Source organism: Parabacteroides sp. PH5-46 (assembly GCF_029892785.1).
Taxonomy (GTDB): domain Bacteria; phylum Bacteroidota; class Bacteroidia; order Bacteroidales; family Tannerellaceae; genus DFXE01.
In genome coordinates this window covers 32,138-52,869 of the sequence record NZ_JARXXA010000013.1, presented here as the reverse complement: position 1 = coordinate 52,869, position 20,732 = coordinate 32,138, and the positions used below count along the sequence as shown (strand labels likewise).

The following is a 20,732-nucleotide window of genomic DNA, read 5'->3' as shown; positions in this document are numbered from 1 at the left end:
AATTGTTTTATTCCCAGTATTCATCTTTCTAAGGTATTTGTATATTAACAAGATTATTCTCTAACGCATCTGCCAGTTTTATGGCATTACCATTTATCCGTTTACCGTTTAGCTCAATCTGGGGTTCTTTAATCCCGGTTCGCGTGATCTGTATTTCAAAATGCTTACCTCTGAAGGTTCGTTTAGCCATTACTTTATCCCATTCGGCAGGTAAGCGGGGATTAAAGACCAGCCGGTCGAAGTCGGGCTGAATACCGATCATTTCTTTACTCAGCACATTATAAAACCATGCTACCGAACCTGTTATCCATGTGAATTCCATTTGCAAGCGGTGATTCTTATGATCCGATCCATAGCAACCATTCGCATAGATGTAAGGAGGCATTTTTAATTTCGGATCATCCTCTTTTCCGCTTACATATCCGGCTGAGTGTTGCTTAAATGCTGCATATGCCTCTTCTATACGTCCGGCCCGTAACAAGCCCAGTATCATCCAGATATTCACATGCGAATAAACCGTTCCGTTCTCACATATTCCCGGCTCCATAAAGCTGATGCGTCCGATATGCGGATCGGGAGCCATGAAGGTAGGAGCCAGTAGTAAGTATCCGATCTCTGTTTTCAGTAACATATTCGCCGATTGTATTAATTGCTCCGTCCGCTTTTCATCAGCAATTCCGGCTATCATAGACCAGCTTTGCGCATTCAGGAATATTTTCCCTTCTTTATTCAGTGCAGATCCTACCGGGCGGCCATTATCATCATAACAGCGAACGTACCACTCGCCATCCCATGCAGTTTCGTTGATGGCTTGCTTGATATCATTATATCGCTTCCGGTACGATTCCTCACGGGTATCTTTTAGATAGGCAAACAGGTCTATCATTTGCCGCAAAGCCTCTGCATAAGCCATACTCAGCCATACACTTTCGCCTCGCCCTTCTTTTCCGATACCAGTAAGAGAGTCGTTCCAGTCGCCGAATTTGATCAGGCATAGTCTGTGACTTCCTTTGTTGGCTTCCAGAAAGCCAAGTGCCCGTTCGATATGCTCTAACACAGAAGCTTCCCCTTCATCAAAGAAAGCAATCAGCTCTTGAAGGAAGTCGAAATCAGCCGTTTCTTTCAGGTATGAAACAAGCGTAAACACCAACCACAAAGCACTGTCGGAATAGGCTTTGGTGTCTACAGGGTTCCAGCCGCGCAAGGCCATACCATTGGCATATTGATGACGCAAGGCCATCTGTAGGATTTCTTTTGTTCGTGTCGGATTAAAAGAGGAAACGCCGTAGCCATGCTGTACGATATCCCGGTATCCCATCCACCCCCAGCGACACCATTGCGAGCCGAAATTCGTCTGATGCTTGATCCAGATATTCAACATGCGGTTCAGGTGTTCATCCGGAGTCTGGTAGTAATTATGATTGATGAATTCCTGGTTTTGTTGCTTTAAATCTTTAAAGCAGCTATCCATTATTGTTAGATATCTGTCCCTTAATGTTGCAATTTTGTCTGTCGATTCCGTGATACCCAATACCATATTGAGCGTTTCGGACTGTCCGGCTTCCAAGATGAGGTCGAACTGTAGAACGCCAACTGTTGCATCACTCGAGCCTATCGATCCACTGCACTTTCCTTCCACTACAGCTTGTGGCTCGTTGAGGCTACTATACAGACCCACAAAGGCATCGCGACTCCCGTCAAATCCGGCTATTTCTCTGTCAGGTGCCATAAAGGCTGTCTGGAAATTGTGTGGACTAACGTGCGGATGCTTATTGGCTACCAAAGCATTGATGTCTTTATTTAAGTAGGTTGTGCGGAAAAACATATCTCCGTAACTGTTAAATCCCCACTTGTAAGAAAATTGTATTTGATTATATATGAATATACTAAGGTTTCGTTTCCCGGAGGATTGATTGCTGAAGCCCAGTGTCCACAGCTCAACCGGGTCTTTTCCTTTGGGGACGAATATCCGGAAATCAGAGGCTATTTGCTCTGTTTCTGATTGGATAATCGTATAGCCCAATCCATGTGTGCATTTGTAGGATGTATAGGTGCGCTTAACCGGCTCCCAGTTTACGTTCCAGAATACTCCGGTATCATTATCGCGAACGTAAATCAGTCGACTCATCAGGTTTTCACGACCAAACACATCAAAGTCACATATCCGACCGATACCCGTAAGTAGTTGGACAGCTTCGGTATCGCCTATCTGATAATCCAGGAACCCTACCCCTGTCTGATGAACAGATGAAAACAGGCTGTCATTCCACATAAAGTTGTCAAAAGCACGAGGTGTTTTAGGATCGGTAACTGTAAACTCTGTTCCTGTCTCGTTAAAGTATCCGTATTTGTATTTCATTGAATATATGATTTTTAGTATAAATTTCCCTGTGATCTTCGTAGTGCCTCCAGATAATAATAGTCGGCATAGGTAAGCGGTACATCTACCTCCGAATTACCCGGAAGATGGCCTACCGAATGTTGTAAAATGAAACCTCCGTTTGTTCCCGGTTTTGCCTTGTAAGGCGGATTGGCTAATGACTGGAGCATCGACTTGGCTGCAGTAGCATAACGGATTGATTTTTCTTTATCCACGTAATACTGAAGTTCCAACAAAGCAGAGGCATTAATGGCTCCTGCCGATGCATCGCGAAGCGCTTTGGGTATATCCGGCGCATGAAAGTCCCAGTAAGGGATCATGTCTTCCGGCAAGTTGGGGTGATTCAGTATAAATTCGGCTATATGTACCGCCTGATCCAGGTATTTCTTGTCTTTTGTAATGCGATACATTACCGTATATCCGTATAATCCCCAGGCTTGCCCACGCGCCCATGCCGAACTATCGGCATAGCCCTGGAATGTTTTCTGTGCCGAAACCCGTCCGCTTTTCTGGTCATATACAACCAGGTGGTATGAGCTGTAATCCGGTCGGAAATGGTGACGGATGGTGGTATTGGCATGTGTGATTGCTATGTCATAAAGTGACTTGTCACCGCTTACTTCGCTTGCCCAGAAAAGCAGTTCAAGATTCATCATATTATCTATAATTACGATGAACTCATTCGGGTCCTGGCTATCCCATGAACGGATGCAGCCTACTGTTGGGTCAAACCGGGAAGCCAGTGACTTGGCACTGTTTATCAGAATTTCTTTGTATTCAGGTTTGGGATCTAATCTATATGCATTGCCAAAACTGCAAAACATCATAAAGCCAAGGTCGTGTGTAGTGGTATTAAATTGCTCTTTTTTTAGTAGTTGGAGCATACGTTTTGCCTCATTATATAGCGTCTGATCCTTTGTTTCTTCGTATAGATACAGAAGTGCCCCAGGATAGAATCCACTACACCACCATTCTGATCCACTGATGGTTAGTTCCTTTTTTTGCTTATCGTATGATTTGGGAAAGACATTTCTTTCAGCCAGTTCTGTTTTCAAAACATGATATTGAGTAGCTCCCTCCTTGAATTCCTGTGTCGTATCCAACCCTTTGGAAGAGCAGGAAAACAAGCACATAATCAGTAAACCTATAGTGAGAAATAAATACTTTTTTCTTGTCAAAAGAATCGCGTGACATATGTGATTCGATCGCGTGACATATGTGGTTTGATCGCGTGACATATGTAGTTCGATCGCGTGACATATGTGGTTCGATTCTTTTGTTATATCTATTGTATTGTAAGATCTGATAGTCATCATAGTATTAATGTGTAATTGAAATGTTGTTATTTAGAGTAATTGTTTACTTTTTTGATGAGCATTTTGGCTACAGGTATCGATAAAGCTTGAATAAGTGCAATAATTAATAACACATATCGCAAGGCAAATTCAGGTGAAAGATATTGAGCTGTAACTAAAAACAACATACAACCCACGAAACGTCCGATAAATAATCCCCCCTCATGATTGAAGATATAAGCAAACTTGTTCCGTTTCTCTATCTCGGCGATATGATCAATTACACCTAACTGAATAGGAAAATAAGAAGCATCCAACAAAGGACGTGACAATGAATTGCATATCTGGTAAATAACAACGCCGATTGCACTGAAGAAGAAGGTGTTTACCAGGCCTCCGGCAAGGAAGATTAGTAATCCGGCAGCAAAGACATAAATGCGATGTTCGGGCTTGGAGAAGCGCCCTATCAGGTATAACACCAAAGCAGTTATAAGCGAGCCTAAAGCGACCAATCCGCCAAGCGATCCTTCTCCTCCTACAAACGTCATGATCAGTAAGATAGGGAAAAAGAAAATAGCGGCTTGGGCAATCCCTTTAAAACCAGCCATAACGAGCATCCAATACCAGTCTTTCTCAAATTTAAGAAAGACAAACCGTTCGTTTGCCGGGTTCGCAAAATCGCCCCGGTGTACCATTATTGAAGCGAAAATGGTAAGAGCAAAGACTAAAATAGTTAGCCCGACATAGGCTGCTTTAGCCGTATACCAGCCATTGAGTTCTCCGGTCGAGATAAGATAACCTGCTATAGCCGGCATAATGATGAAAGTAATTGTGTAGAAGAAGGTTTCCATGCTGAAGTAAAAGTTCCGGTTGTCGTTGTTCGTTGACGACAGGGACAGGAAATCACGGTTGGCCCAAAAGAAGCCATAAGAACATCCCATCACAAAACCGGCTACCGAAATACCGGCTATCCCGACCGACTTTAGCATCATCATTATTGTCATGGCTGTGCCACTTAATAACATCCCCAGCGAGTATAAACGGGCGATTCGTATCCGCCTCAGCAAGATACCGTTGATCCAGAAAGCAAATGGTATGCCCATGTAGACCATCAGCTGGTAAATAACTACATAGGAGGTGTTTGAAGACTCCCTTAATATATATGCACCTACAAATAGCTCTAAAATAGGTAGTACAAGTGCATAGATAAGGTTAGTCATCAATAAAATACGCATATTTCTTGGGAACGAAATAAAGTGCTGGTATTCTTGTTTAATAATGTTTTTCATACGATTACTGCTTTCTTTGTTTTGAGACATGCTCCATAACTTCTCCAAAAGGCGCTACCCATATCTCTGCAGCACGTTTTGCCAGATAATCAACCAATTCCTGATGCACTTCTGCAGATATATCCAGGTAGTCGCCTCCCACTCCATGAAAAACAATGATGCCTAAGCCTTTTTCTTTGACTATTTTATCCATAAAATTGATCAACCTTTCGGACGGCTCACCCGTCTGTGCCGCAAGAGTTGGAACCTTGAAAAAGTTCAGTTTGCAGAAGTCGGTGATGACAGGGTCTCCGCCACCTCCACGGGCAAAGTGAATGAGCCCCGATTGCTTCATGGGGACTGAGTAATCTTCGCCACCTGCTACTGTTTGCCCGCAAGGATATGCATACGTACGGACTGTATTCCCGTCAATGGCATATAGAAACCCATTCATGACAGCTATTTCTCTTAACATACTCTTTACAGAATAGCATTCAAGGGATGAGCAAGGATAGTCGTTGTTCCCCCCGAGGCAAGGATGATATAAAGAGTGATTCCCCAGCTCATGACCACTTTGGCTGATCTTTTTCCATTCCGGGATATCTTGTGATGTAAGAGTTTGCCCAAACAGGAAGAATGTACCTTTGATTCCTTGTGCATCCAGTTGTGGTATCACGATATTACGATGTGTTTCCAACCCATCATCATACGTAAGGACAATTGCTGCTTTTTTGCCATCCGGCCATTTTATCTGAGCATGCATAACTACTGATAAAGAAAGGCTGATGAGTAATAGTATCTGATATCTTTTCATAAGTCTGTATTTTTCGAGAATAAAATCATCAAATAGACCATAATTGAGTTGCTGAATTATTGTTATACACCTCAGGATGCAGGTTTCACAATGAAAGTAAATGAGTCTTTATTCCTGGGGTTGGATACTTTAAAGTTGATCCGGTGAATCGTATCGCCCCATTTGTGTAATACTCCGGCATCTTCTTCCGACTCAAGTTTGATTTTTTCCACTGATGCCTCCATTTGCCGGGGATCATACGTGATGGTAAAGTCAATGGCTTGTCCTTCTTTTGTTTTATAATGAACCGTAACTTGTCCTTCTTTTTTTATTTCAGAAGGATAACAAGTCATAATATGCTGTGTGACTGATTGGGCTTTAGAAAGGTCAATGTCGTCTTTGATCCGAACCTGCTTTCCCCTTTGCAGTTCAACGGTGCGCATCCATTTATTGATTCCGGCTTCTGATGGATAAGCCTTAGCTATATCTACGGAAAAAGAGGGAGTCTGTCCAGGTTTATACGAAGCATTAGTTGCTCTATGCTCAATGGAACAGCGTTGGTTTATGCCGTTAACAGTCGGCAAATTGTGATAGTCGGAACAATTAAACCAGATCTCATATCTCCGGCTATTAAATGTCCGTGCCGTATACGTTCCTCTCCCTACGTCTATCAATAATGGCTGTCCGTTATAATACACTACAAACGAACCGACATCATTGTGATTATGGGCTTCTGCATTATGCCCACCTTTGGCCGCCACGTAAAAACCGTCTGTTGTCCCCGCCTTATCACGGGCAACCATTACCTCTAAATCGGGTAACCAGACATCTTTCAGAAGCGGAAGACGTTTGGGCGCATTCTTTAGCTCTGCCTGTGTAAATAACGCAAAAAAGTTCATATAAAAAGCATTAGAGCGGAATACAGGAGCGGGTTTTACATAATAAGCGCCAAATTCCATCATATCTTTATCCTGTATATCTTTCCCATACAGATAGACCTGAGCTGCAGAGATATCTACTTTCGGGTCGGCGTCGGCAAAGTTGAGAAAATACTCCTCGCTGATCTGGGCCCGATAGATATATCGTCCCATATTCTTTATCTTTTCATCATCGAATACATAGCGAAAGGCATCATTACTTGCCAGGTTTAAGAGTGCAAAACAACTATACATACGTGAGGCTGCCCCTCCCCAATAACTGGGACCCTCATCACAACCTCCGTCTTGCGGATACCAGTTGATGAACTCATCCAGTATTGCCAACGATCTGGAGATCATAGAACTTCGTTTCTCTTTGTCTTTTTCAAGTAGTAGTACAAAGTTGATCCAGTTGGAGCAGATCCATGGATTCCAGTTGTTAGGCCCTCTTCCGTCATTACTTTCTCCCATCCACCAATGATATTTAGTCATAAAAGGTTGAAACAGCCGATGATCTACCTCATTGTAAATCCGTTTGCGGATTTGTGGAGAAATAATATCTAACTTTTCTCCCAGATAATAATCAGTCCAGGCCAAGAGCAATCCTGTTTCAGAAGCGAATAAATCAACAATAGGCTGAGTTACATCCATTAAACCGGAATATTCTTTGCTAGGAGGTAAATGAGCGGAAGCTCCCCACCATGACTCTTCACAGATAGACCATACGCCATTAACGATCTGATCGATAAAACGCCCTTTATTCTCGGCTATTTCGGCTAATAATAAGGTGCCTAGTGTCGCGCGTTTGCTGAAGCTGATATTCTCGTACACCTGACGGTTTCCTGTACGGGCAATAGCCAGAGATGCTGTTGCCGGCACAGTAGGCCATTCATAATCCAAAAGTGCTTCGGCATCTTCAATATACTTCTTTAGCATCGTTTGATCTGCCTTTGCCCAACCGGCGCGATCGTCCAATGTTGGAAAGGGTGTCCACTGATTATGCGGGATGAGTAACTCTTGCAAATCCTGCAAGGTATATTTTTTGCTGAGTAAGTTTCTCCCCTGGCCAAAAACACAGCAAGAAGTGACAATAAGAAGAAGGCATAATACTGTCTTTTTCATGATATTCTTATTTAAGTGTCTTAATTTGAGTTGTTAATAATTGATTAAAAAACCTGCTATATCATTCAGCTCGTTGTCTGATATGTTTATTTTCAATTCGCCGTTTTTCCATATCCAGTCTTTTTTCTCTGTTTGAGAATGTATTCCAACTGATAGGACTTTTTTAGGTTTAGAGCGCACTTTCATTGATATAGTACCGGAATCAAAAGGAACTACTGCCACACTAGACGATTCCGTAATGGACTTATCATCTTGTGATATAATAGCCCACCTGCCTGTCCATTCATAAGGAGCTAGTATGTCATAGGTGGAGTCTTTTTCGCCTCTTAATACCAAAGCTGTCAAGTTTGTACCTTCTTGTCTTCCCCAACATTTTAATTCAGCCATCTCCTGCAAGTCGCCTAAATGGCTGTTAAGCCACACAGGTTCCCATTGTATGCTACGACGAAACCATTTATTGACAGCCAATCTACGGTTCAGATACTTGTCGGGAACCGGACTTCCGTCGGGCATTTCTGTTCCCAATACTGCATTGGCACTACCCAAAATAAAGGTGTTTAATATCACCTCGTCATCTTTATGCCATTCATAAGAAGATGAGCCGGTAATTGCTAACTTGCTGTTTGACAATAAAGATGCCCAGATGCTCCACAAGTCATGTCCTTCTTTAATAGCATACCATATATCTCCCTGATCGTCAAGTGAGATAATGTCTACATATTCGTGAAAGATAGGATTGATACCATAATATAAAATAGTGACATCCGGATCCACACTTTTGGCCGTTTCACTGATTAACTTTATAAGTTCATACGAATGTCTTTCTCCTCTTAACGCCGGATTCCTCGGAACACCCATTTGAGGACCGGGTATACCATATCCAAAGTCTAATTTAATTACTTTGGGTTGGAAGAATTTCATTTCTGCTAATGTTCTTCTTTTTAGGTAATCACGGGATTTTTCAGAACTTAGATCAATAAAATAGAAACCTCCTGAAAGTGGATTGAAATTCCAGCTGGTCAGACAGGGGTATCCGTTTTTATCAAGGATTAAGTCTTCTTTTGACAAACCACAGGAAGCTGGGTCTTCAATCCACCCCAACGTTTCCCAAAAACCGGATTCCATCCTTTGTTCTTTGATATACTTCAGATCATTTTCAAAATGAGGAAACCGTTCTTTGCTATGCTCTATGCTCCCTTTTGTTTTTTGCCAGGGATCGTCGAGTACAAAGACCTCAACATCTAATTTGCTGGCAAAATCGACCATCGGTTTGATATCATATTTTCTTTCTTTCCAATTCCCCCAGGTGTTCCAGGTTGCTTTCTGATGCTTAACCGATGGTGTACCTTTCTTTACCGGGAAAGAGGTCATATATTTTGTAAATGCTTGATAGGCATTCGTTCCAAATGTAATTTTTAATGGATTATTCCATACTCTTTCTTTCTGTCCGGATGCGCCCCATAAATCTTCCCTGTAACTATATTTTATCATTCCCAGTCCGGATTGTAATTTTAAAGACATGGCGGCATCGGGTAATTCGCCGACTCCAAAACTGATCCAGCCTCCATTATCTCCCATTGCGAAAAACAAAACAGGGCGAGGGAATGCTGCGCCATAAGGTGCTCCTAAAGAAGGCCCGAAGCTTCCTAAAGCAATATTGGAATGTCCGAAATCCCAGTTCCGGAAATAACTTTGAACGGTACCTTCTTTTGCCCCCGGAACACAATAACCAGCTGCATCCCAGTCTGGTGTAAACGGACGCTGTTCGTCGGCTAACATCGACAATCGTTCTGCCGGAACCGTTGTTGTCCCCCAATACATCTCTATAATCCGGGGTGTTTCGATTTCCCATTGAATCTTTAATTCGGAGAAACAGATTCCCCATTCATTTTTATCTATTAGTAAACTACCGTTTCCCCAGTTTGGAATGCGTAACTTTAATTGGGATTGGCTATTATTAATTTCAGAGAGAGAGGTTACTTCCGCTTTTATATATAAGTGTTCTCCATTCTTGTTTTCAATCCAGAAAGCAGGTAATAGTCCGCCTTTCCAGAATACTTTGCCTGTTGGTGATTGAATCATGCGAGCCTGATCATGATTTAATTCCCACTCTAATTGATATGACTGGTATTTATAAGACCATGTTTTGCCTGAACTACCTTGGGCAAGCATCTGCCAGGAGACAATAATGCAGAAGAACAAATAGATTGTCCGTATACTAATTCTTATCATAAAAACTCTTTATAATGTCTGTTATTTCACTACAATCCTGACTTTTCCCCACACCACCTTCCGGTGAATAGGCATAAATGTTTTCGTTTCGTAATGAGCTAAAAATTCTATTGTGTGACCAGAAGGGCAATTATCAGCAATTTTTATTACTGAACTGAGTGTGTAACCATCCGGCCATATGCCGGAGGAGATCATTTCATCATATAGTATTTCTGAGTTGTTTTCTACATATGGATCATCGGTGTAAAGGCGTAGCCGTTGGTAATTTTCATATAACATTAAGCACTCTGATGGCTCGGCTAATCCATTTCCATTGCCGCTACCTATTGCTTTATCCCGAACGCTTACTCCGTCATCAATTCTGATGTGTGAAAAATAAGGCACATCATAAAATACCGGAACAGTTATTGCATCATAAAATACTTCATTATCACATAGTATTTCAATATCCAGTTTTACCCAGGGAGGAGAAGCATCTTGTGGAGGGCTCTTATGACATAAAATACCAATCGCTTGTACCTTGGATATTTTTTCTCCTTTTAGAGGGAATATCTCTTGTGTAGTATTGGAAAGACTAATTGCGCTATCTGCGCAAGATGCAGTTACATATATTTTCTTATCGCTATATTTCGAAAATCCTCTTTTAAGGAGCGTTATATCTATCTTATTTTCTTTATTAGCCTGAATGAATTTACTATTATGCTCTAACCGATATTGCAATACTACAAAATCGTTTGTTTGTGCTTTATCAGAGATACTTACCTCGTAACCATCTTCAGGAAATTCGATATGTAAGCGGCCTTCCTTATCTGCTTTTTCCTGTTTTAAGACAGGCTTTTCTTCATTCTGTTTGTAAAATGCGATTTGATATACTCCTCCCTTTTTATAGATCGGAGCTGTAGAGACGGTAGCTTTACATCCTATGGAGGGGCCATCCGGTAACCATTTATGCGTGTAAAATCCAAAACCGCTTGGTGATACATTCCGAAGATATAAGAAACCGGGTTCCGATTTGTCGCTAGTTACTGAATATCCCCACAAGTCAAAATCGGAATACAAATCATAATGTGACCAACTTCTGTTAGGCTTTATAGGAGTCTTGAAGCGCTTACATATAAATTGTACTGCCGACTCAAATACTTTTGTTTCGTCCGGATCATCTACTTTATGATCTCCATTACCTAGCCAATAGTCAAACTGAGTTAAACCTTCCCATTCTGCAGCTTTCTTTACTTCCAGGTTCATGTAGTATAACGGGCAGTTATCCATATTATGAAGGCGTACTGAGACGTCTTTCAAATTATCAAAGGTATAGCGAACCGGGTATAATGTGTGATTATCTGGATAGCCGACAAAAAACTCAGGACTACCTACCATATTTACAATTGCTGATACCTTGTCTGGATATTTCCCGGCAATGAAAGAAGACATAAAGCCTCCCATACTAAAACCTATGATTCCCCGGTAATCTCGCTCTGTAAGCGTTCGGTAAGTAGAGTCAATGTGACTAATAAGTTCTGGGAAATAATCCTTCATCTGTATCCGGAACTTCACATCCTCATGATTCCCGATATTATAAGGTCGAGGTTCCGATTCGTCTAGGTTTCCATCCCACATCACCAGAATAAACTGATATTTATTTACTAAATCTTGCAGTTTTTCATATTCAAGTTTGGCGCTATCATCCTTAAAATGGCGACCTCCCCATCCATGAAAGAAATAAATAACCGGATACCGGACTGTTGATAAATGGTAGTTTTCCGGTAGATAAAGCCTGAATGTTTTAGTTTTACCAAAAGTATTGCTTTCATGGTTCAAATCCTGATATGGTTTTGTTTGAGCAAAACAATAGGTGGAAATAAAAAGTAATATGAAGACTAGTCTAATCATCTGTGGGATGTTAGGGATGGATTAAGTGAGTGATGAGTTTAAACTCATCACTCATTATTTATTTAATAAATTACTTTTGAAGATTCGGATTTAACAGCACTTCTGTATAAGGGATAGGTGCTAAATACCTGCTTTCGTCAATCGGATTCAAAGGTTTAAAATCAACTTCATCTTTATAGTTATTCATTTCTGCTACTTTTTGTGTCCGAACAAGGTCAAACCAACGAGAGTATTCACCACAAAATTCCCAACCTCTTTCATCAATAACAGCATCACGGAACGCTATTTTACCTAAACCGGGAGTCAGATTGTCTAGCCCGGCACGTTTTCTTGTCGCGTTGATGCATTCGTAGGCTTGAGCATTAGGTGCTCCGTCTGCCATACATTGGGCTTCTGCATAAATCAATAAAATTTCCGCGAATCGTAAATAATTAACATCTCGTCCGCCCATATGGTCACTATCTCCATTCCAGCTTGCTTCTCCGGGAACATATCCGTCTCTGTATTTTGCTAAGAAAGGATGCTTTTGCTTACTTTCTGAAAAGTGGACATAGCCTGTGATATCACGGTCTCCCGACGTTTCACGTACTTCGAAATTAGTCCAGAATGTCGCATCTTTTCGCGGACCTTCCGGGAATCGATTGTAGAAACCTACTTCACAGAATACCTGATCCCATCCTCTTTCCTCGCTAGGCTGTGTGTTGAGTCCTATAAAGGTACAGCGTACGGCTAATCCACAATCTTTCATTGTACAGAACTGAATAGACCATACCACCTCATCATTATTGTCTGATGAATCGAGCCACAAGTCTTTATAGTTGTCCAGCAGCCTGTAAGGCCCATTGTCAATTACATCTTTCGCCAGGCTGGCCGCCAATGCATATTTGCTTTCATCTTTGAGTGGCCATCCGGCCATTGTCAGGTAAACCTGAGCTAAAAGCCCTTTAGCCGACCATGCAGAGGGGCGTCCGATATACGTATCTCGTTCTGTAGAAAGATGCTTGATGGCAAATTCAAGATCTTCAACAATCAGAGCATAAATATCTGACACAGGAGATAAAGGCAAATTGTAATCAATTTCTGTTGAAGTAACTAATGGTATTTCTCCAAAAGTTCTGACCAACCAGAAGTAGGCCCAGGCTCTCAGGAAGTGAGCTTCAGCAGCTCTTTCCAAAATGAATCCTTCACTTCCACCTTCTACCCGATGATAATTGTTGATCACACTACTTGCTTCCCTAACAACACCGTATGATCTGGTCCAGGCACACGATTTCATTGGTGCATTCAGGTTGGTGACAGCAAAACGATCAAAAGCGATATAATCGGCTCTGTCGCCTGCTGTCGTAAGATCATCAGCTCCAAACATTGTTGTCCAGATATTTGTATGGCCAAACCCTCCCCATGTGTCGGCTACCAATTGATAGTAAACAGCTGTAACTGCAGCATCTAAGTCCGCCGTAGTTGTGAAAAAAGATTCGGCAGCTAGCGTACCGGCCGGATTTTCGTCCAAGTCCTGGCAGGAAAAGGCAATCACTGTCAAAAGTGACAGGATGATATTTCTTATATATATTATCTTTTTCATATAGTATATTCTTATAATTAATTAAAAACCGAACTTAACACCTACTGTAAAGGATCTGGTTGAAGGATAACAGGCATCATCAAGCCCCTGCATCGTATCCATAGAATCCTTTGTTATTGATGATTCAGGATCGAAACCTTTATATTTGGTGATAACAAAGAGATTCTGGGCACTTACATATAGTTTTGCTTGTTTAATGAATGTATTTTGTTTCAGCTTGTCGAATGTGTACCCTAGTGTAATATTGCTTAAGCGTGCAAAGCTTCCATTTTCAACATATTGACTGGATTGCTTCCGGTTGTTGTTCGTGGCGCTAAATCCTGCAATATCCGTATTTTCATTTTGAGGTGTCCAACGATTCAGTATTTCTTTTGATGTTGGAACTTTTACGTCGATATGACCGCTAACCAACCAAAAACGAGTCAGATTCCATACATCATTCCCTTGCGAACCATTGAAGAAGATACTTAAGTCAAAGTTTTTATATGTGACGTTTGTATTCCATCCCCAGGTAAACTTAGGTAAAGCATTTCCTATGACTTCCATGTCGCTACCATCAATAACGCCATCATCATTTAAGTCTTTGTATTTTGAGTCGCCCGGTACGTTATTATACCTTTTTGCAGCTTCCGCTTCATGGCTTTTCCATACGCCTTCGTATACAAGACCCCTGAATTGGCCGAGGGGTTTCCCTTTCTGCAATACCAAATACCCATCGCTACCTGTATCGGAATCAGTAACAAATAGTTCTTCTTCTTCTCCCATATCCAGAATTTTATTTCTGTTGATACTTAAGTTTGCGCTAGTTGTTAACTGGAAATCTTTACGATCAAAGATGACTCCTGTCACCATAAACTCCCATCCTTTATTCCGCATAGAACCGATATTCTGGGTAATAGATCCGCTTCCATTATAAATAGGAACAGAAACATCAAAATGTAGATCGGTTGTCTTTTTGTAGTAATAGTCAATCGTACCACTCAAGCGTCCGTTGAAAATACCAAAGTCAAGCCCAATATTGGTTTGAGCTGTTGATTCCCATTTCAGGTCGGGGTTCGGAGCTCCTCCGGTACCAATACCGATTGATTTTTGCATATTGAAATAATAATCCCGTTCCAATGCCATTGCAGCAAGCGTTTTATATGGGTCGATAGCCTGACTGCCCACTACACCATAACTTGCTCTCAGCTTTAAACTTTGGAAGAGATTCAAATTTTTGATAAAACTTTCTTCAGATGTTCTCCAGGCAATTGCACCGGAGGGATAATAGCCGTATTTATTGCCATCAGCAAACTTGGAAGAACCATCGGCTCTCATAGCGAAAGTAAATAAGTATTTTTCAGCCAATGTATAGTTTATTCTTCCTAAATATGACTGCAAAGCCCATTCGGAATAACCGGAATTCACCCTTGGTGCCGAACCTAATTGCAAACCATTATATTTTAACGCAATAGTTGGGAAGCCCGAGGAGTAGGCCCAGGATGATCGTGAAATAGACTTTTGTTGCTCATATACAACAGATGCGTCAAATCTGTGGATGTCGGCAAATGTCTTTTCATAAGACAGCGTGTTTGTATTCTGATAAGTATAAAACATGCTATTGGCATGATCGGCTTCAGAAGAAGAGACTGAACCTAATGGCTGATAACGTTTAAATGTACGATTATTATTAGCGCCAATATCGATACCTCCGGCAATAGACAATTTTAATCCGTCAATAATTCGCCAGGTTAGTTGTACATTGGATAACGCACGGATACCATTTTTATCAAAAAGTCCTTCTTTTGCCTGGAAAACAGGATTGGAAGCAATTGGTCCATAGCCGGCAGGAGAAGCTGAGTAATCTCCGGTAGTGGCATCCATAACCGGAATATTCATCGGGAAGATAAGTGCCGATCCGGTTATTCCACTTCTTCCGCTTTGTATATTGTTATTCCGGGCATCCGTAAATGTACCATATATATTGAACGTTACATCTACCTTTTTAGCAATTGTTGAACTCAGGTTAGAACGTATACCATATCTTTTGTAATATGAGTTTTCGATAATACCCTCCTGGTCTACATATGAGCCCGACATATAATATTTTATTTTAGGACTACCTCCTGAAATAGCTACCTGGTGATTCTGTGTCAGGCCGGTACGCATTACCTCATCCTGATAATTGACTCCTCCGTTTTGTCTAATGTCGTCAATCTGGTTTTGAGTAAAGAAATGGTCTAAGCCGAGCGCATCCTGACGTGCATTCGCTACTTCCATGTATTGGGTTGCCGACAATAGATCCATCTTCTTGGCAGCCTTTTCCCAGCTAAGGAAACCGTCATATTCAATTTTAGTATCTTGTTCTTTTGCCTGTTTGGTAGTAACCAATACAACTCCGTTTGACCCACGTGATCCATAAACAGCCGTAGAGGAAGCATCTTTCAAAATGTTGATTGTTTCAATATCATTCGGATTCAAAGAGGAAAAATCGCCTCCTACGAAACCATCAATTACGTATAGGGGTTCGTTTTTTCCGTTCACGGAATTAGCTCCTCTAATCCTTATCTTCATACTTGCTCCCGGTGCGGAATTTTGTTTCAGTATCTGTACACCGGTAGCTTTCCCTTTCAACGCATCTTCCACGCGTATAACCGGTTGCTTGTCTACATCAGCCAAAGTCACTGAAGCAACAGAACCTGTTAAATCTTTTTTTCTGACTGTACCATAGCCTACAACTACTACTTCTTCCAAACCTAATTCATCCGCCTGTAAAACGATTTGTAAATTCTGTTGATTCCCAACTCTCACTTCCTGGCTCTTAAAGCCAATATAAGATGCTACAAGTACTGGGTTTGGTTGGTTGGTTGATAAGCTGAATTTTCCGTCAATATCCGTAATTGTACCTACAGTAGTACCTTTTATAAGGATATTTACACCGATTAGGGGTTCTTGTGCATTATCTGTGATTGTGCCGGTAATTATCCTACTCTGTTGTTGCACGATTGCACTTTCCGGTATGACTGTCTTTTTCGAGATAAATATTTGCCTGTCTTCAATCACGTACGCATTATTTGTTGATTCAAACAGCTTGTCAAGTATTTTGTCTACAGTCTGATTTTTAACGCTTAGACTTACTTTGCGATTAATGTCTAATACGTTATCATAATAGAAAAAGATATATTCGCTGTTATTCTCAATCGCATCAAAAACTTCTTTTACTGTTTTATTATTTAAGGTTATCGACAAGTGTGTCGATTGAGAATATGTTGCGGTAGCATTACTGATACCTATTCCGGCGATCAAGAATAGAATCGTTACTCTCATAATGTTTAATGTTTTTCTTAAATTAGCTTTTGTAAAGCTGATTTCTCGTGGATTTATCATACATTTGTAATGATTTTAATTTTAGTAACTCCGTTTGTTTATTAAAATGAAATTGCAACCGGATGATATGAGGGTATTGTCCGGTTTTTGCTTTTTAGAGAGGGGTTATTTCATAGGCTGTTCTTTTTATTTGTTAGTAATCAGGTATGCTTCATCTATTATTTCATATTTAATAGGAGCTGTTTTAGATATGCCTTCCAATACTAGCTGCAAATCGTCTTTCAGATCCAATTTGCCAGAGCACTTTAAAAGTGAGGTTTCTGAGGTACATTTGATTTCTTTTCCGTAATAGCGTGATAGTCGTTTTAGTATTATCTCTAAAGCTTCACTGTTATATTGATATATACCGGATTTCCATAAAATATGGTCTTCTATATTTACTGTTTTTACCTGATATGAGTTGTTGGAATAGGTGTACATTTGATTGGGAGACAAATGGGTCTCTTCCTTATTGCTCGAATTGATTTTTACACTTCCGGAAACAAGAACAATGTTTTGAACTGAATCTTTTTCATAAGCCATGATGTTGAATGATGTGCCCAGTACTTTAATGCTCAAATCTTTGGTTTTTACAATGAAGGGGCACTTGTCATCGCGTGATACATCCAAGAAAGCTTCTCCATCAACAAATATTTCTCTTTTCTTTTTATCAAATGTAGTAGGATAAACAATACGTGTGCCGGCGTTTACCCATATCTTGCTCCCTTCTGAAAAAGTAAGCATAGAGCGCTTTCCCATAGGCACTATCAATTGATTGTATGTAACACTCTGTTCAGAAGAAGTTATTTCATTTTTTAATTCGGTTTCTTTGTTGTTAATGGCTATTCTATCTTTGTTGTATGTGATTTCAGCTTCTTGTCCTTCTAAAGAAACAGTTTCATTATCAGACAGTACCAGTTGGATGTCCATGACTGGAGTTTCCGGTGCTTTTATACTTTCAATTCCATTTTGACTGATTTTGTTTTCAGGAAGCAAAGCTATATTATATAAAGAGAATAAGAGTATGAATAATGCGGCGACTCCAGCCGTAGCTGACCAATAGAAGAACAAACGTTTTTTCTTTTTCTTAAGATTGTATTTATTGGCAACTTCTATATTTTCCCAAAGTTCAAATTTTTCTTCGTTTGAAACTTTTTCATTTTCTACTTGAACTGAATTAATAAAATAGCGAGCAAGTTTATAGTCATGAAGATCTATTACTTTGTTGTCTATTGCTTTCTTCCAAAATTCGTCAGTCTCCTTTGTCGGATTAATCATGGAATGAACAAAATAGTCATCTTGTAACAACTCTTCTACTGAATACGATCGGTACTTTTTGTGTGCCTCTGTTAACATTACATTCTTTTTTTATTATAAACAGCGAGAAATGAATTTTATACTCAATACGCTTTTGTCTTTTTGAGAAAAAGTGCTCCGAACCTTTTTTATGGAACGTTGGATAAGGTTTTGTACAGATTGGTAATTCATCTCCATTAACTTGCAGATTTCATCTATTTTCATCCCTTCTACATAACGATAATAAATAACTTCTTTTTGCCGTGGTGTTAGTGATTCCAGAATAGCATTCATTTTGTCTTGCCTTTCTTGTTCCTGTTCATCAGCTATCATTTGCTCTTCAATGCTATAATCGGCACTGAACACAGGTTCGATTGTGTCTATGTGATATGAGTGTTTATCTTTTTGAAATATCAGAAATAGAAAAGTAGGTTATTGAAAATCAGAATGTGCGCGTAGTTGGATTGACAGGGCGGTTATGGATAAGTTACAGTTAAGCAACTATGAACCACAATGTTTTGCACTACTTCAAATAACTTATTACAAAGGTAGTCAAAATGCACGACTTTGCATAATTAAACCAAACTTTTATTGTGCAATATTCTTGTCTTTGCAAAAAAATCCTCCACACTCAACTACATATTTACCCTCCCGCAAGGACGTTTTAGTAAAAATGCAACTCTTATACTTACAGAAATTTTGTTCTGTTATCATAGTATAAAATATAATAATATGATTGACTAATCCAATAATTTTTATATCTTTGCACAGTAATTCAAAAAGGGAATGGGACTTCCCTAAAACCGCTTAAAAGCTGATAGTTCCTACTGAAACTTAATCTTAGAAGATTATGATCGGTAGGATATTTTATTTTTATAGCTTTCCATTCTTTTGCGGACAACTTTTTAAACATTCTTTAACAGGCAATGACCCGCCGGGCGATACTGTGCGGGATAGCCCCGTTATGCCTTTTTCTCAACGTATCATATTAAAATCAAAATCATGCTAACAAGTCTCGCATTAATATTTCTATTAGGGTTGTCGTTGGGTTATATCTTTAATAAACTGCGGCTACCCGCCCTGCTGGGGATGCTTATTACGGGTATTGTTCTCGGCCCGTATGTGCTAAATCTAATTTCTCCCTCGCTGCTTGGTATTTCGGTCGAATTGCGGCAGGTTGCTCTCGTCATAATACTTATGCGTGCCGGGCTTGCGCTCGACATTAAGGATCTGAAAAAGGTCGGCCGCCCAGCTATCCTGATGTGTTTCCTTCCGGCCTGTTTTGAAATTGCCGGAATGATACTGATTGCACCAAAATTATTAGGGATTTCGGTTTTGGATGCCGCTATTATGGGTGCTGTGGTTGCCGCCGTTTCCCCTGCAATCATAGTCCCGAAAATGCTGTATCTCATGGAAAACAAAATCGGGACAAAAAAAGGTATTCCGCAAATGATTATGGCCGGGGGGTCGGTAGATGATGTTTTCGTTATTGTGATGTTTACGGCCTTTACAACGCTTGCAACGGGCGGCGAGGTTTCGGCGGGGAGTTTCGTTCAAATACCTGTTTCCATTATTACCGGACTTTTCCTCGGCATAGCTACCGGGTGGGGCTTGGTTAAATTCTTCAAACGATTCCATATGAGAGATTCGATAAAGGTGCTTATAATGATGAGTTTCGCTTTTTTGTTTCTCGCTGTGGAAGGGTGGCTGAAAGGAACGGTTGCCGTTTCCGGTCTGCTGTCGGTTATGGCTATGGGGGCTACTATATTAAAATTCTATCCCGTATTAGCTAACCGCATATCGCCCAAATTCTCGAAATTGTGGGTGGGTGCGGAAATAATCCTCTTCGTCATGGTGGGCGCGACTGTCGATATAAAATTCGCAACGGCGGCAGGTGTGGCGGCGGTAGCCGTGATATTCTTTGCGCTCGTGTTCCGCATGGTCGGGGTGTTTATGTGCATGCTTAAAACCAAACTAAACATGAAAGAACGGCTATTTTGTATGATAGCCTATATTCCCAAAGCCACCGTACAGGCGGCAATCGGTTCGCTCCCGCTGGCGATGGGGTTGCCCTGTGGTAAAATCGTACTTACCGTTGCTGTGCTTGCCATATTGATAACTGCTCCCCTCGGTGCATTTGGTATAGATATGACCTACAAAAAGCTACTTATCCATAACAGCAAAAAAGAGTCTGACGAGCCGATACCGTCCGACACTTTAGGGGAATTTGGCGAAGAAAACCGCAACGAATAAAACATATAGCGTATGAGAACAATACGAATTTATTTTGAATACGGCACGAAAGCCGGGGGACTTACCCGATGGCAACGTGCATGGAACAACAGGCTTGCCAATCGCTTAATGAAACGATGCAAAGAGGCAGGGTTACAACAGGTAATATTCTTTAATGTTGAGGCGGGCTACCTGAATGGGCAAGCAATCCAATGGGGCATTAGTGAAATTCCTTCGCCCCGCAAGCCGCAATGCCTTGAAATAACCGACACCGCCGACAACATTAGTACATTTCTAAAAACCGCCAAACAACTGCTGGAAAATACCCGGATAATTGCGGTGGAAAAACAGGAAATAATCGAATTGTCAAATTTATAAAA

General features: G+C 40.7%; 13 protein-coding genes and 1 riboswitch. Of the genes, 2 read left to right on the top strand and 11 right to left on the bottom strand.

Annotated features, from left to right (window positions below; all coding sequences use genetic code 11):
- Positions 1–28: 28 nt before the first annotated feature.
- From M2470_RS13465 to M2470_RS13415, 11 genes are all read right to left on the bottom strand, one after another.
- The gene (locus tag M2470_RS13465; protein ID WP_280745518.1) at positions 29–2,359 is read right to left on the bottom strand and encodes a glycosyl hydrolase family 65 protein; all 2,331 of its coding nucleotides are present in this window, start codon (positions 2,357–2,359) and stop codon (positions 29–31) included.
- Between the two features lie 14 nt (positions 2,360–2,373).
- Positions 2,374–3,513 carry a glycoside hydrolase family 88 protein gene (locus M2470_RS13460; protein ID WP_280745517.1) on the bottom strand — a complete coding sequence of 380 codons (1,140 nt, stop codon included), beginning with the start codon at positions 3,511–3,513 and terminating at the stop codon, positions 2,374–2,376.
- A 209-nt stretch (positions 3,514–3,722) separates the two neighbouring features.
- Positions 3,723–4,964, bottom strand: coding sequence for an MFS transporter (locus M2470_RS13455; RefSeq protein ID WP_280745516.1), 1,242 nt, complete (start codon positions 4,962–4,964; stop codon positions 3,723–3,725).
- Positions 4,965–4,968: 4 nt separating this feature from the next.
- Positions 4,969–5,757, bottom strand: a complete 789-nt coding sequence (locus tag M2470_RS13450) for a polysaccharide deacetylase family protein (protein ID WP_280745515.1) — start codon at positions 5,755–5,757, stop codon at positions 4,969–4,971.
- Between the two features lie 71 nt (positions 5,758–5,828).
- Positions 5,829–7,775, bottom strand: a complete 1,947-nt coding sequence (locus M2470_RS13445; protein WP_280745514.1) for a heparinase II/III family protein — start codon at positions 7,773–7,775, stop codon at positions 5,829–5,831.
- Positions 7,776–7,808: 33 nt separating this feature from the next.
- Entirely contained in the window at positions 7,809–10,007 is a 2,199-nt protein-coding gene (locus tag M2470_RS13440; RefSeq protein WP_280745513.1) for a hypothetical protein, read from the bottom strand.
- A 21-nt stretch (positions 10,008–10,028) separates the two neighbouring features.
- Complete coding sequence (locus M2470_RS13435) at positions 10,029–11,897, bottom strand: alpha/beta fold hydrolase (RefSeq protein WP_280745512.1); 1,869 nt, start codon at positions 11,895–11,897, stop codon at positions 10,029–10,031.
- Between the two features lie 70 nt (positions 11,898–11,967).
- Positions 11,968–13,479: a RagB/SusD family nutrient uptake outer membrane protein gene (locus tag M2470_RS13430; protein WP_280745511.1), complete on the bottom strand. Its 1,512-nt coding sequence runs from the start codon at positions 13,477–13,479 to the stop codon at positions 11,968–11,970.
- A gap of 21 nt (positions 13,480–13,500) precedes the next feature.
- Positions 13,501–16,785 carry a TonB-dependent receptor gene (locus M2470_RS13425; RefSeq protein WP_280745510.1) on the bottom strand — a complete coding sequence of 1,095 codons (3,285 nt, stop codon included), beginning with the start codon at positions 16,783–16,785 and terminating at the stop codon, positions 13,501–13,503.
- 186 nt (positions 16,786–16,971) lie between these two features.
- Entirely contained in the window at positions 16,972–18,180 is a 1,209-nt protein-coding gene (locus tag M2470_RS13420; protein WP_280745509.1) for a FecR family protein, read from the bottom strand.
- A 15-nt stretch (positions 18,181–18,195) separates the two neighbouring features.
- The gene (locus tag M2470_RS13415; protein WP_280745508.1) at positions 18,196–18,453 is read right to left on the bottom strand and encodes a sigma-70 family RNA polymerase sigma factor; all 258 of its coding nucleotides are present in this window, start codon (positions 18,451–18,453) and stop codon (positions 18,196–18,198) included.
- Positions 18,454–18,893: 440 nt separating this feature from the next.
- A riboswitch (Fluoride riboswitch) is annotated at positions 18,894–18,954 on the top strand.
- A 168-nt stretch (positions 18,955–19,122) separates the two neighbouring features.
- On the opposite strand from M2470_RS13415, the gene M2470_RS13410 reads away from it, so the two are divergent.
- The gene (locus M2470_RS13410; protein ID WP_280745507.1) at positions 19,123–20,373 is read left to right on the top strand and encodes a cation:proton antiporter; all 1,251 of its coding nucleotides are present in this window, start codon (positions 19,123–19,125) and stop codon (positions 20,371–20,373) included.
- Between the two features lie 12 nt (positions 20,374–20,385).
- Positions 20,386–20,730 carry a DUF190 domain-containing protein gene (locus tag M2470_RS13405; protein WP_280745506.1) on the top strand — a complete coding sequence of 115 codons (345 nt, stop codon included), beginning with the start codon at positions 20,386–20,388 and terminating at the stop codon, positions 20,728–20,730.
- Positions 20,731–20,732: the final 2 nt, after the last annotated feature.